This window comes from Streptomyces sp. NPDC059010 (assembly GCF_042740355.1).
Lineage (GTDB): Bacteria > Actinomycetota > Actinomycetes > Streptomycetales > Streptomycetaceae > Streptomyces.
Genome location: NZ_JBHYJA010000028.1, coordinates 1 through 11,855 on the forward strand (window position 1 = coordinate 1; position 11,855 = coordinate 11,855).

Genomic DNA, 11,855 nt, shown 5'->3' on the forward strand with positions numbered 1-11,855 from the left:
CACCCCCCAGGTCATCTGTTCGACAGGGGGGAACAGTCATTCCGGGCCCGGAGGCCAGCGGCCCTCTTGCAGGACCGCGGAAAACATAACGGGGGACACACATCAGACTCAGGGATGATGTGCTGTCCCCACAGTGAACGCACAGCGCGCGTTCCACCTCTTGCACGGCGAAACACCCCCCACCGGAAAGGGATGTGCCGTGCGCACACGTACGCGGATACGTACGACTTCTGCAAGACAGGTGATCATCGCCGTCACCGCGGCGGGCTCCGTGCTCGCCTCCCCGCTCACCCCCGCCTTCGCGGCGCCGCCGGCCGCCCCAACCGCGGACCTCCGCGCGGACGTTGACCGCGACGGGCGTGTCGACGTCACCGGCGACACCGACACCGCGGGTGAGGACAGCTGGTCCACCGGTCGCGGAGCGGTCTACCTTCCCAACCTCGACGACGACACCAAGCGCTGCCCCGTCAAGGGTCCCGACGGCCGTCCGCTGTCCGACGCCAAGCTGGCCGCCTGCAACGACGCGGCCGACAAGAAGGTCAACGGGGCGGCCGACGCCGCCGATCTCGCCCGGATCCGCTCCGTGGCCATGCCGGGTCTGGCGGCCGACGCCAAGGGCAGCGTGAAGGTGACGGCCGGGGCCAGGTACACGCGGGTCTTCCTCAAGCGCTCCGGCGGCTGGGCCCTGGTCACGCCCGCAACGCGGCTGTCGGCGGCCGAGCTTCGCTCCGGCGTGGAGTTCGGCGTCGAGGCGACCGACGTCATCCGGGACACGGCGAAGTGGGACGGCCGCGCGGTGATCCAGCTGTCCGTGACGTCCGGAGGCCGGACCACCTCCGACGCGGTCACCCTGCGCGTCGCCCCGCTGCTGACCCACCACCACCTGCAGAACACCCAGCAGGTGATGGTCACCAAGGTGCCCGGCAACAGCCCGGAGGACGGGCCCTACCGGCAGTTCGTGAAGAACCTGGGGAACGAGGTGCGGCGTGCGGGGATCACCAAGCCGCTCGTGACCTTCGACAAGTACGGCGACATCTGGGCGCAGGACTTCGTGGAGCCGGGCTATGTCAGCATGGCCGGCCCGGGCGGGCAGCGGCACGTGATGCGCGTGATGCTGCGTTCGGCCCAGCCCGACCGTGAGGCCGGCCGGGAGCTGTTCGAGAAGGTGCGCGGCCGCGACATCGGCGTCGTACAGGTCTCCGGTGTGCGCGACTCGGAGGAGAGGACGCTCAATTCCACCGGGAACATGGAGACCATCCCGCCCTACACGCACGGCGGACGCTCCTTCCCGGCCGGCCGCGTCATCATGGGCCACCGCAAGGACACGGGCTCCAAGCCGGCTCAGTCGATGCGCACCCTGCTGAAGTCCCAGGGACTGCAGGACCCGTTGCTGCTGGACACCTCGTGGCTGGGCGTCGGCCATGTCGACGAGTTCGTGCAGTTCCTGCCGGCCGACACCCCGCGCGGGTGGCGGATCGGGGTCGCCGACCCGCAGGCCGGGCTGAAGCTGCTGCGCGACGCGCAGCGGGCCGGCCACGGCGCGACCAAGATGTTCTCCGTCCCGGGCCTCGGTGGCACGCCGGCGCCGAAGGAGACCATCGACCAGGCCCTCGCCGCCCGGCACTTCGTGGCCGACAACACCATGGCGGCCGAGCGCATCGCGGCCAACCTCGCCATCCTCAAGCGCGAGACCGGCGTCACCGACGCGGAGATCGTGCGCGTGCCCGGCCTGTACACCCGGGAGGCCGAGATGTCGGCGGCCGGCGGGCGGGACGTGTCCGTGCCGCGTCTGACCCGCATGGGCGGCGACCCGGCGCTCGTGGACACCCTCGGCAAGTACGGCCAGCAGAAGCGGCTCACCGGGGACCGCGCCGGGTCCGCCGCCCCGGCCGCCGTCCGGACCAGCGCCTACGTCCCGGGCGCCGTCAACGGCATCCTGCTCGCCCGCGACCGCTATCTCGCCCCGCGCCAGTGGGGCCCCGTCATCGGCGGCAAGGACATCTTCACGCAGGCCGTCACGGCGGCGTACACGCGAGTCGGTCTGAAGGTGTCGTACATCGACGACTGGTACACCTACCACCTCGGCATGGGCGAGGTGCACTGCGGCACCAACACCCTGCGCGACGCCTCCGCGGCGTGGTGGAAGTCGAACTGACGACTGTGTGGGCCGCGCCTGCCCGTGCGGGCGCGGCCACTCTCCCTACACCTCGATGTGCGAGCCCATGATCACGGTGCGGTCGCGCGGCAGGCCGAAGTACTCGGCGGCGTCGGCCGTGATGTAGGAGGTGGCGATGAACAGCCGCTTGCGCCAAGGCGCCATGGTGGGTGCCGTGCCGCGCCGGAGCTCGATCTTCGACAGGAAGTAGGACGCCTCGTCGAGCTGCAACGGCCCTTCGGTGGCGGCCGGGTCGAGCAGGGCCAGGGTGCCGGGCACGTCCGGCTTCTCCATGTACCCGTACCGGGCGGTGACGTGGATGATGCCGTCGTCGGCGTAACCGAGGTCGTCGACGACGACTCGCTGGTCGGCCGGGACCCGGGGCACCGGCTCGGTCTGGATGGCCACGATCACGACCTGTTCGTGCCGCACATGGTTGTGCTCGACGTTGGCCCGCATCGCCAGCGGTGCGCTCTGCTTGCCCCGGTTGAGGAAGACGGCCGTACCGGGGATGCGGACCGTCGACATGTCCCCGCTGCGCAGGTCGTCCACGAACTCGGGCAACGGCCCCTCGCGGCGCTCCCGTTCCGCGGTGACGAGTTGGCGTCCGCGCTGCCAGGTCGTCATGACGGTGAACGCGGTGAGGCCGATCAGCAGCGGCAGCCACGCACCGTGGACGAGCTTGGTCAGGTTGGCCGCCACGAACAGCAGGTCCACGAAGAGGAGCACGCCCGCGCCGACGGCGAGCAGCCACCGGGGCGTGCCCCACTTGGCCCGGGCGACGTAGAAGAACAGCAGGGTGGTGATGGTGATCGTGCCGGTGACCGCCATGCCGAACGCGAAGGCCAGCGCCGCGGAGCTGCGGAAGGCGAAGACCAGGGTGAGGACCGACACCATCAGCAGCCAGTTGATCCACGGGACGTAGATCTGGCCGATGGTCGACTCGGAGGTGTGCGCGATGCGCAGCCTGGGGAGGTAGCCGAGCTTGGCCGCCTGGGAGGCGACCGAGTAGGCGCCGGTGATCACCGCCTGGGAGGCGATCACGGTCGCGGCCGTCGCCAGCAGGACCATGGGCCAGCGCCCCCAGTCGGGCACCAGCAGGAAGAACGGGCTGCTGATGTTCTCCGGGTCGTCGAGGATCAGCGCGCCCTGGCCCAGGTAGCTGAGGACGCAGGCGGGCAGGACGAGGAACAGCCAGCCCCGGGTGATCGCCCGGCGGCCGAAGTGCCCCATGTCCGCGTACAGCGCCTCGGCGCCGGTGACCGCGAGGACGATCGCGGCCAGGGCGAAGAAGGCGGTGCCGAAGTTGCCGACCAGGAAGTCCAGGGCGTACGTCGGCGACAGGGCCTTGAGGATGTCCGGGTGGTCGGTGATGCCCACGACCCCGCACGCGCCGATGGCCGTGAACCAGGTGATCATGACCGGCCCGAACACCCGGCCCACGGCCGCGGTCCCCCGGCGCTGCACCAGGAACAGCAGCACGATGATCACCGCGGTGATGGGGACGACCGCGTCCTCCAGCGACGGCTCGACGACCTTGAGGCCCTCGACCGCGGACAGCACGGAGATCGCCGGGGTGATCATGCTGTCGCCGAAGAACAGCGACGCGCCGAAGATGCCGAGCGCGGCCAGGACGACGGCGGCTCTGCGGCCGCGTTGTGCGTTCCACCGGCGCAGCAGGGTGATCAGGGCCATGATGCCGCCCTCGTCGTCATTGTCGGCGCGCATCGCGAGCAGCACATAGGTGACCGTCACGATGATCATGACCGACCAGAACACCAGTGACACCACGCCGTACACATGGCCCGTGCTGACCGGGACGGGATGCGGGTCGTCGGGGTTGAAGACAGTCTGGAGGGTGTAGATCGGGCTCGTCCCGATGTCGCCGAAGACCACACCGAGGGCGCCGACGACCACCGCGAGCCGCACCGTGTCGTGGGCGCCCACCCCGTGCCCCTCCGGCGGCCGTGCCGCGGATCCGCCATCCGACTCGGTGCCCTGCCGGTCATCGGCCATGATGATCCTCTCCTCGTTGGCTGCGGTGGTGCGGGGCCGGTGCGTCGGGGCGGACACTACGTGCCCGACCGCTGGGGGCCTCCGAGGCGCGCCTCGGAGCGCCCGCGCACGTGACCTTCGTTGCCGCAAGGTCGATACTGCCGACAGGCACCCTCATACGCCGTCCGGAAGGAAAAAGGCAGCGATTCGCCATCAGGACCCGGCCATGATTCCGCTCCGGACCGCCCACGAACCCTCACGAACTGTCAAGATCGAGAGCTGACATTCCAACCTCTGACCAGCGACGACACTGCCAGAGGCGATCGGCCACTCTCACCGGGAGGTACTCATGAAGATGCTGATCAACGTTGCGGAGACCGTGGTCGCGGACGCGTTGCGCGGGATGGCGGCCGCCCACCCCGAGCTGGTCGTCGATGTGGAGAACCGGGTGATCGTACGGCGGGACGCGCCCGTCGCGGGGAAGGTCGCCCTCATCTCCGGTGGCGGGTCGGGGCACGAGCCGCTGCACGGTGGATTCGTGGGCCCCGGCATGCTGTCGGCGGCCTGTCCCGGCGAGGTGTTCACCTCCCCGGTGCCCGACCAGATGGCGCGAGCCGCGGCCGCCGTGGACAGCGGGGCCGGCGTGCTGTTCATCGTCAAGAACTACACGGGCGACGTCCTCAACTTCGACATGGCCGCCGAGCTCGCCGAGGACGAGGGCATCCAGGTGGCAAAGGTGCTCGTCAACGACGACGTGGCGGTCACCGACAGCCTCTACACGGCCGGGCGGCGCGGCACGGGCGCGACGCTGTTCGTGGAGAAGATCGCCGGTGCGGCGGCGGACGAGGGACAGCCGCTGGAGCGGGTGGAGGCGATCGCGCGTCAGGTCAACGAGAACGCCCGCAGCTTCGGCGTCGCCCTCAGCGCCTGCACCACGCCCGCCAAGGGCAGCCCCACCTTCGATCTGCCGCCCGGTGAGCTGGAGTTGGGCGTCGGCATCCACGGCGAGCCCGGCCGGGAGCGGCGGGCGATGATGACCGCGGGCGAGATCGCCGACTTCGCGGTGGGCGCGATCCTGGAGGACATGACCCCGAGCAATCCCGTCCTCGTCCTGGTCAACGGCATGGGCGGGACACCGCTGTTGGAGCTGTACGGCTTCAACGCCGAGGTCCAGCGGGTGCTCGGCGGGCGCGGTGTCGCCGTCGCCCACACCCTCGTCGGCAACTACGTCACCTCCCTCGACATGGCGGGCGCCTCCGTCACCCTGTGCCAGGTCGACGAGGAGCTGCTGCGGTTGTGGAACGCGCCGGTGAAGACTCCGGGGCTGCGCTGGGGAGTGTGATCGGGAACCCATGATCCGGATACCCGCGATCCGGGTACGCACCCACCGCGGACCACGACCCCAAGTCACCTGTCAGACAAGGAGTTCCAGTGCTCGACGCCGAATTCTTCCGCCGTTGGATGACGGCGACCGCGGCCGCCGTCGACCGTGAGGCGGAACGGCTCACCGCCCTCGACTCGCCCATCGGGGACGCCGACCACGGCAGCAACCTCCAGCGCGGGTTCACCGCCGTCACGGCGGCGCTGGAGAAGGAGGACCCGCAGTCGCCCGGCGCGGTCCTGACGCTCGCCGGACGGCAGCTCATCTCCACGGTGGGCGGGGCGTCGGGGCCGCTGTACGGGACGCTGCTGCGCCGGACCGGCAAGGCGCTCGGGGACGCCGGCGAGGTGAGCGAGTCCGAGTTCAGCCAGGCGCTGCGGGCCGGGGTGGACGCGGTCATGGCGCTCGGCGGGGCGGCGCCGGGCGACAAGACCATGATCGACGCGCTGGTGCCGGCCCTGGACGCGCTCGGCGACGGCTTCACCGCGGCACGGGCCGCCGCCGAGGAGGGCGCCCTGGCGACGACGCCGTTGCAGGCCCGCAAGGGCCGGGCGAGCTACCTCGGGGAGCGCAGCATCGGACACCAGGATCCGGGGGCCACATCGTCGGCGCTGCTCATCGCGGGGCTGGCGGAGGCGAACGGTGAGTGAGGAGGCAGTGCGTGACGGAGCGGAAGGTGACGGCGCGATGAGTGACGACCGGAAGAGCGAGCGGCTCGTCGGCATCGTGCTGGTCTCGCACAGCGCGCAGGTGGCCGCCTCGGTGGCCGAGCTGGCGCAGGGGCTCGCGGGCGGCGCAACGGCCGTGCCGGTGTCCCCTGCGGGCGGCACCGAGGGCGGCGGCCTCGGCACCAGCGCCGAGCTGATCGCCGCGGCGGCCGCCGCCGTGGACCGTGGCGCCGGGGTCGCGGTCCTGACCGACCTGGGCAGCGCGGTCCTCACCGTGAAGGCCCTGCTCGCGGAGGGCGACGAACTCCCCGACAACACGCGCCTGGTGGACGCCCCGTTCGTCGAGGGCGCGGTGGCCGCGGTCGTCACGGCGTCCACCGGCGCCGACCTCGCGGCGGTGGAGGCGGCGGCCGCGGAGGCGTACACGTACCGGAAGGTGTGAGACAGCCGGAACAGCGGCATCAGCCTGCCGCTCCGAGGGCCCCATGGCCGCGTCACCGGATTCCGGTCGGCGCGCTGTGGGGCCCTTGCTGCCGCACTGCGCGGTCGTAGGCCGCTGCCCGTCCTCCGCGGGGCCGTCCTCCGCTAGGCGAGTCCTTCGGCCACGACCGCCAGGGCCGAGCGCATCGTCGCCGTCAGCCGGGCCTGTGCCGTCGCCGGGTCGGGCTCGGTGTCGGTGGTGTGCCAGGCGTGGTGCTCGACCGCCGCGCGCAGTGCCGCGTTGAGCATCGCGGCCTGGATCGCCGGGCGCACATCGTCGGCGGCCAGCCCGGCCCGTTCGGCGAGGGCGCGGGCGAACGCCGGCTCGGCCTCGTCGTACGTCTGGAGCCAGATCGCGCGCAGGCCGGGCTCGGTGCGGGTGAGCCGTACCAGCGCCCCCACGGTGGAGCGGTCGGGCACGGACAGCAGGCGCTCGTCGGCCGCGAACGCCCGGTCCATGACCTCCTCCAGGGGCTCCCCGGGACGCCAGCGCCGCAGACACTCGGCGATCAGGTCGATTCCGGCCGAGAAGAGCGGGCGGACGCAGCTCTCCTTGCTCGGGAAGTAGCGCCACACGGTCCGCGCGGACACGCCGACCGCCGCTCCGATGTGCTCGCCGGTGGTCGCCGCCACGCCCTGGGTGACGAAGAGGTCCACCGCCGCTCGCGCGATCTCCAGCCGGATCTCGGCCTTGCGCTCCTCGGTCAGGGGTGGTCGTCCCGTGGGTCGTCCGGTGCCTTCGCGGGCTGCGGTCATGGTCTCCTCCGGCCGGCGCTGATCGCTCTCCCGGGATTCTCCATGAAGACTTTATGTCACTCAGAGACATTAAGTCGTATGGTGAGGGCCGCGGACAGTCGGACACAGGGATGGAGCACTTGATGAGCAGCGGACTGGACGGACGCAGCGTCATCGTCACCGGAGCGGGTTCGGGCATCGGGCGCGCCGCCGCGCTGGCCTTCGCCGGGGAGGGCGCACGCGTCGTGGTGGCGGATCTGAACGCCGAGGGCGCCCAGGCGGTCGCCAAGGAGATCGAGCAGGCGGGCGGCGCCGCGGTCGCGGTCGTCGGTGATCTGAGTGAGCAGGCCGTCGCCGACCAGGTGGTCGAGACCGCGGTGGAGCGCTTCGGCGGCGTGGACGTCCTGGTGAACAACGCCGGGATCATGGACCGGATGTCGGCGCTCGCGGACGTCACCGACGCCGAGTGGGAGCGGGTGATCCGGGTCAATCTCACCGCCCCGTTCCTGCTCACCCGGGCGACGCTGCCGCACATGCTGGAGGCGGGCAGGGGCGCCATCGTGAACACGGCCTCGGAGGCCGGTCTGCGCGGGAGCGCCGCGGGTGCCGCGTACACGGCGTCCAAGCACGGTGTAGTGGGGCTGACGAAGTCCCTCGCGGTGATGTACCGCAAGCAGGGGATACGCGCCAACGCCATCGCCCCGGGCGGCACACAGACCGGCATCGTCGTGGACGCGGCGCAGGACGCCCATGGTCCGGCGGCCCTCGGCCCGCACTTCGTCAACCTCGGCAGGCTGGCTCGGCCGGAGGAGCAGGCCGCCGCCATCGTGTTCCTCGCCTCGGACGCGGCGAGCAACATCAACGGCGTGATCCTGCCGGTCGACGACGGCTGGGCGGCCGTCTGACCTCTCTCCGGTTCCCCGACCGACCTCTCCTCAGCGGCCCGCCCGCCCCCTCCTCAGTTCCCGTACTCAGTTCCCGACCTCAGTTCCCGTCATCACTTCCCGCGCCCGGCCTGCCCGCCGTGCACGAACTCCCGTGCCAGCCGCTCGCCGGTCGTCACGGTGGCCGCACGGTTCTCGATCGGGGTCACCGGCTCGTCCTCGAAGACGATGTAGGTGACCTCGGAGGCCGTGCCGCCGTCGTTCGGGTCGGCCGGGATACCGAGGGCCTCGGCGGTGGCGTACGACGCCTCCCCGATCATGTCGCGCGGTCCGACGTCGCCGACGACCGCGTACTGCACCCGCCCCCGGTACACGACCGCCGCGACCGAGCCGCCGCGGACGCCATGGGCACGGGGGTCCCAGATGCCGCTCGGGGCCGGCACGACGATGTACGGGAGGCGCTCGGCGTTCAGGTGGCGGCCGTCGGTCTGCCGAAAGGCCGTCGTGGCGGAGAAGTAGGGATCCGTACGGCGGTTGCAGCGGTCGGTGGGCTGCCCGTCGCAGTCGATGTCCATGTCCGCCTTCCAGAACACGGCACCCGGCATCCCGCAGACCGGGATCGTCGCGGACGTGTTCCTGTCGGTGCGGTAGAGCCCACGGGAGACAGAGGTGCAGTCGCGCACCTTCGACAGCAGGTCGGCGGCGGCGACGTCGGCCTCCTCGCGATGCGTGGCGGGCCCCTCCGGTGCGACGGGCGGACCGGCGTGAAGCGTCGTCGGAGCGAGTAAGGCGGCACTTGCCGCCGCCAGCGTCAGCGACCGGACACGCACAACAAGGACCCCTCTCCGCGGGGACACTGACGGGCACTCAGTCCGAAGCATTATCAGTAGGGCACTCAGTCAAATTGATGCTCTTCGGATCATGCCGCCACCAGCGGGACCCGTACGGCGCACACTCCGGTGACACGACGGAACCGTCCCCCGGACCTCCGGGCAGGGGCCGGGGGCCCGAGTCCACGGCGGACCCCGACCCCCGGCCCCCGCGTCCGGCGCGGGATCAGCGACGACAGCGGCCCGTGCCGGCGGCATGAACTCCTATGCCCACAGGGAGAGTTCAGCCATGGGGAGGTTCAGCATACGTAACCGTGCGAGCGGGCCACCAACGACCGCCCTCTTGATGTGATCGCGTCAGGCGCGTCATATTGGTCCGGACCATTGCCGTGAGTCCGCTCCCGGGAGGCAGAGTCGTGCGACGCGTTCTCGTTCCCTTCGCCGCCCTCTGCGTGGCGCTCACGCTGCTCACCTCCTGCGCCTGGGGCGGGGCGGCCGAGGACGGTGGCCGGCTGCCGGCGGCGCCCACCGGGGTCACGGCGGACGCGGGCAGCGCGACGAGCGTGCACGTCATGTGGAACGCGGTCGCCTCGGAACGCGGTATCCGCGGCTACGAGGTGTATCGGGGCCCCACAAAGGTCAAGGAAGTGCCGGGCTCCGCACACATGGTGGATGTCACCATGCTCAAGCCGTCGACCCCGTACGCCTTCACCGTGCGGGCCCGGGACACCGACGGGCGGCTCGGCCCGCCGAGCAAGGTGGTCCGGGCGACGACCCCGAAGGCGGTGGCCGCCGACCGCTCCGCCCCGACCCGTCCGGGCGAGCTCCAGGGCCGGGCGGTCGGCAGCCGGGCCGTTCAGCTGTCGTGGTCGAGCGCGACCGACGACCGGGATGTGGTGTCGTACGACATCCAGCAGGGCGGGACGAAGATCCACAGTGTGGGCGGCAACCAGACCGCGACCGTGGTCACCGGGCTGCGGCCCGGCACGCGCTACTCCTTCACGGTGCGCGCCCGGGACGCGGCCGACAACCTCTCCCCCGCCACGGCGGCGGCGCGGATCACCACACCCGGCACCGACGACGGACGCGGCACCGCACCGACCGCCTTCCGGGCGGCGACCCATCGCGAGGACGGGGCGTACCACCTCGATCTGAGCTGGGTGCCGCCGCGCACGGACGGTGTGGTCGCGGAGTACCAGGTGCAGCTCGACGGCCGTACGGTCACCTCGCTGGTGTACGGCGGGAGCGCGCCGCGCGAGCGGGCCGCGTACAGCTTCTATCTGGGCCCGGAGAAGGGCGTCGGGCACCGGGTACGGATCCGCGGCAGGCTGCCGGACGGCACCTGGGGCGGCTTCTCGGCCGAGCGGACGGTGACGACCGGCGGGCGGGGCTGAGGTCGGGTCCGGCGTCCCCCGGATGCAGCACCGCGTCACCTGTCCGGGGGCGGCCCGCATGCGGACGGGGCCCGGGGCGCGTTGGCTGCCTCTGAGGCAGCACGGGCGTTCCCGACCCTCGGCGGCGCCAGGGATGTTCCGCCGACCGTGCCGCCGGAGGGCACCATATGCGCAAGTCATCGCTACTCCTCCGCTCGGGCCTGACCGTGGCAGCCGCCTCCGTACTCCCCTTCGCCATGGCCGCCGATCCGGCCGCCGCGGTCTCGGGGATCTCCGTGAGCACGACCGGCTCCACGGTCTCGGTCACGACCAGGGCGTGCACCAACGTCAACGGCAGCTGGGGCACCGCCTCCCTGCTGAACAGCAGGCAGGCGAACTTCGCCCAGGGCCGTCAGGTCTCCCTGTCGGGGACGGACGCCCTGCAGTCGGCGGCCTGGTCCGGCGTGAGCGCCGGCACCTACACCGTCATCGTCGTGTGCTCAAACGGCACGACGGCGGGCACCCAGTCGGTCGTCGTCTCGGGCCCCTCCCCCACCCGGACGGCCTCGGCCACGTCCTCGCCCTCACGCGGCGTCATGGGCGGCGTCGGCGGGGCCACGAAAGACTTCACCACGCTGACGCTGGTCGGCGGCGGGGTCCTGGTGGGTGCGGGTGGCCTGGCCGCGGCCTGGTACCTGCGCCGCAAGTCGAAGCCGTACCGCCTCTGACCCGGCCGACTGAAGCCGGCCGCATCCGGGCTCCCCGGCTCCTCATACCGACTCCGGGCCTCCCGGCTCACGCCGTCTCGCGTCCCGGCAGTTCGGCGAACTCGTCCAGGGCCCGGGTGAGCCACTGGGTCCAGAAGGTCTCCAGGTCGATGCCGGCGCGCAGCACCAGGTGCCGCAGCCGGTCCTGGGAGCTGTCCTTGCCCGGCGGGAAGTCCCGCTTCTCGATCTCCGCGTACTCGGCCAACTGCCTTCGGTGCAGGTCGAGATGGCGCCGGAGGTCGGCCTCGATGCCCTCGGTCCCCACGACGGCCGCGGCGCGCATCCGCAACAGCAGGGTGTCGCGGTGCGGCCGGGGGTCCTGGGAGGCGGCGGTCCAGCGGGCCAGTTCGGCGCGGCCCGCGGGCAGGACCTCGTAGCTCTTCTTCTGCCCGCGGGCCGGCTGCTCGCTCGGCAGCGTGCGGATGAACCCCTCGGTCTCCAGTTTTCCCAGCTCGCGATAGATCTGCTGATGCGTGGCCGACCAGAAGTAGCCGATCGACCTGTCGAACCGGCGGGTCAGCTCCAGCCCCGAGGACGGCTTTTCGACCAGGGCGGTGAGAATCGCGTGCGGGAGTGACATGGGCTCA

At 71.7% G+C, this 11,855-nt stretch carries 11 protein-coding genes; 7 read left to right on the top strand and 4 right to left on the bottom strand.

The genetic code is table 11. From position 1 onward, the window contains the following. Positions 1-199 precede the first annotated feature (199 nt). Positions 200-2,155 (top strand): protein-arginine deiminase domain-containing protein, encoded by a 1,956-nt coding sequence (locus ACFWYS_RS27825; RefSeq protein WP_384774465.1) that lies wholly within the window; start codon positions 200-202, stop codon positions 2,153-2,155. Between the two features lie 45 nt (positions 2,156-2,200). Here ACFWYS_RS27825 and ACFWYS_RS27830 read toward each other — a convergent pair whose 3' ends face one another. Continuing rightward, positions 2,201-4,171, bottom strand: coding sequence for a potassium transporter Kup (locus ACFWYS_RS27830; protein ID WP_384774468.1), 1,971 nt, complete (start codon positions 4,169-4,171; stop codon positions 2,201-2,203). A 328-nt stretch (positions 4,172-4,499) separates the two neighbouring features. Between ACFWYS_RS27830 and dhaK the strand changes: the two genes are divergently transcribed. The 3 genes from dhaK (at position 4,500) to ACFWYS_RS27845 (ending at position 6,641) form a co-directional block, all read left to right on the top strand. Then, the gene (gene dhaK, locus ACFWYS_RS27835; RefSeq protein WP_384774471.1) at positions 4,500-5,492 is read left to right on the top strand and encodes a dihydroxyacetone kinase subunit DhaK; all 993 of its coding nucleotides are present in this window, start codon (positions 4,500-4,502) and stop codon (positions 5,490-5,492) included. An 89-nt stretch (positions 5,493-5,581) separates the two neighbouring features. Continuing rightward, positions 5,582-6,181 (top strand): dihydroxyacetone kinase subunit DhaL, encoded by a 600-nt coding sequence (gene dhaL / locus ACFWYS_RS27840; RefSeq protein ID WP_384774474.1) that lies wholly within the window; start codon positions 5,582-5,584, stop codon positions 6,179-6,181. A gap of 37 nt (positions 6,182-6,218) precedes the next feature. Beyond that, the gene (locus ACFWYS_RS27845; RefSeq protein WP_384774476.1) at positions 6,219-6,641 is read left to right on the top strand and encodes a PTS-dependent dihydroxyacetone kinase phosphotransferase subunit DhaM; all 423 of its coding nucleotides are present in this window, start codon (positions 6,219-6,221) and stop codon (positions 6,639-6,641) included. A gap of 143 nt (positions 6,642-6,784) precedes the next feature. Here ACFWYS_RS27845 and ACFWYS_RS27850 read toward each other — a convergent pair whose 3' ends face one another. Beyond that, a complete protein-coding gene (locus ACFWYS_RS27850; RefSeq protein WP_384774479.1) occupies positions 6,785-7,435 on the bottom strand; it encodes a TetR/AcrR family transcriptional regulator in 651 nt (216 codons plus the stop codon). Between the two features lie 122 nt (positions 7,436-7,557). Here ACFWYS_RS27850 and ACFWYS_RS27855 point away from each other — a divergent pair, with 122 nt between their 5' ends. After that, positions 7,558-8,319 (top strand): SDR family NAD(P)-dependent oxidoreductase, encoded by a 762-nt coding sequence (locus ACFWYS_RS27855; protein WP_384774482.1) that lies wholly within the window; start codon positions 7,558-7,560, stop codon positions 8,317-8,319. 92 nt (positions 8,320-8,411) lie between these two features. Here the strand turns inward: ACFWYS_RS27855 and ACFWYS_RS27860 are convergent, their stop codons facing one another. After that, positions 8,412-9,128: a glycoside hydrolase family 75 protein gene (locus ACFWYS_RS27860; RefSeq protein ID WP_384774484.1), complete on the bottom strand. Its 717-nt coding sequence runs from the start codon at positions 9,126-9,128 to the stop codon at positions 8,412-8,414. A gap of 416 nt (positions 9,129-9,544) precedes the next feature. Between ACFWYS_RS27860 and ACFWYS_RS27865 the strand changes: the two genes are divergently transcribed. Beyond that, complete coding sequence (locus ACFWYS_RS27865; protein ID WP_384774487.1) at positions 9,545-10,522, top strand: fibronectin type III domain-containing protein; 978 nt, start codon at positions 9,545-9,547, stop codon at positions 10,520-10,522. A 167-nt stretch (positions 10,523-10,689) separates the two neighbouring features. Continuing rightward, the gene (locus tag ACFWYS_RS27870; protein WP_384774490.1) at positions 10,690-11,229 is read left to right on the top strand and encodes a hypothetical protein; all 540 of its coding nucleotides are present in this window, start codon (positions 10,690-10,692) and stop codon (positions 11,227-11,229) included. 67 nt (positions 11,230-11,296) lie between these two features. Here ACFWYS_RS27870 and ACFWYS_RS27875 read toward each other — a convergent pair whose 3' ends face one another. Then, positions 11,297-11,848, bottom strand: coding sequence for a PadR family transcriptional regulator (locus tag ACFWYS_RS27875; RefSeq protein ID WP_384774493.1), 552 nt, complete (start codon positions 11,846-11,848; stop codon positions 11,297-11,299). Positions 11,849-11,855 lie beyond the last annotated feature (7 nt).

What these genes read in the sequence shown, in the direction of transcription:
- ACFWYS_RS27830 (WP_384774468.1), bottom strand. Translation starts at nt 4,171, where the DNA reads ATGGCCGATGACCGGCAGGGCACCGAGTCGGATGGCGGATCCGCGGCA.
- dhaK (WP_384774471.1), top strand. Translation starts at nt 4,500, where the DNA reads ATGAAGATGCTGATCAACGTTGCGGAGACCGTGGTCGCGGACGCGTTG.
- ACFWYS_RS27845 (WP_384774476.1), top strand. Translation starts at nt 6,219, where the DNA reads ATGAGTGACGACCGGAAGAGCGAGCGGCTCGTCGGCATCGTGCTGGTC.
- ACFWYS_RS27850 (WP_384774479.1), bottom strand. Translation starts at nt 7,435, where the DNA reads ATGACCGCAGCCCGCGAAGGCACCGGACGACCCACGGGACGACCACCC.
- ACFWYS_RS27855 (WP_384774482.1), top strand. Translation starts at nt 7,558, where the DNA reads ATGAGCAGCGGACTGGACGGACGCAGCGTCATCGTCACCGGAGCGGGT.
- ACFWYS_RS27870 (WP_384774490.1), top strand. Translation starts at nt 10,690, where the DNA reads ATGCGCAAGTCATCGCTACTCCTCCGCTCGGGCCTGACCGTGGCAGCC.
- ACFWYS_RS27875 (WP_384774493.1), bottom strand. Translation starts at nt 11,848, where the DNA reads ATGTCACTCCCGCACGCGATTCTCACCGCCCTGGTCGAAAAGCCGTCC.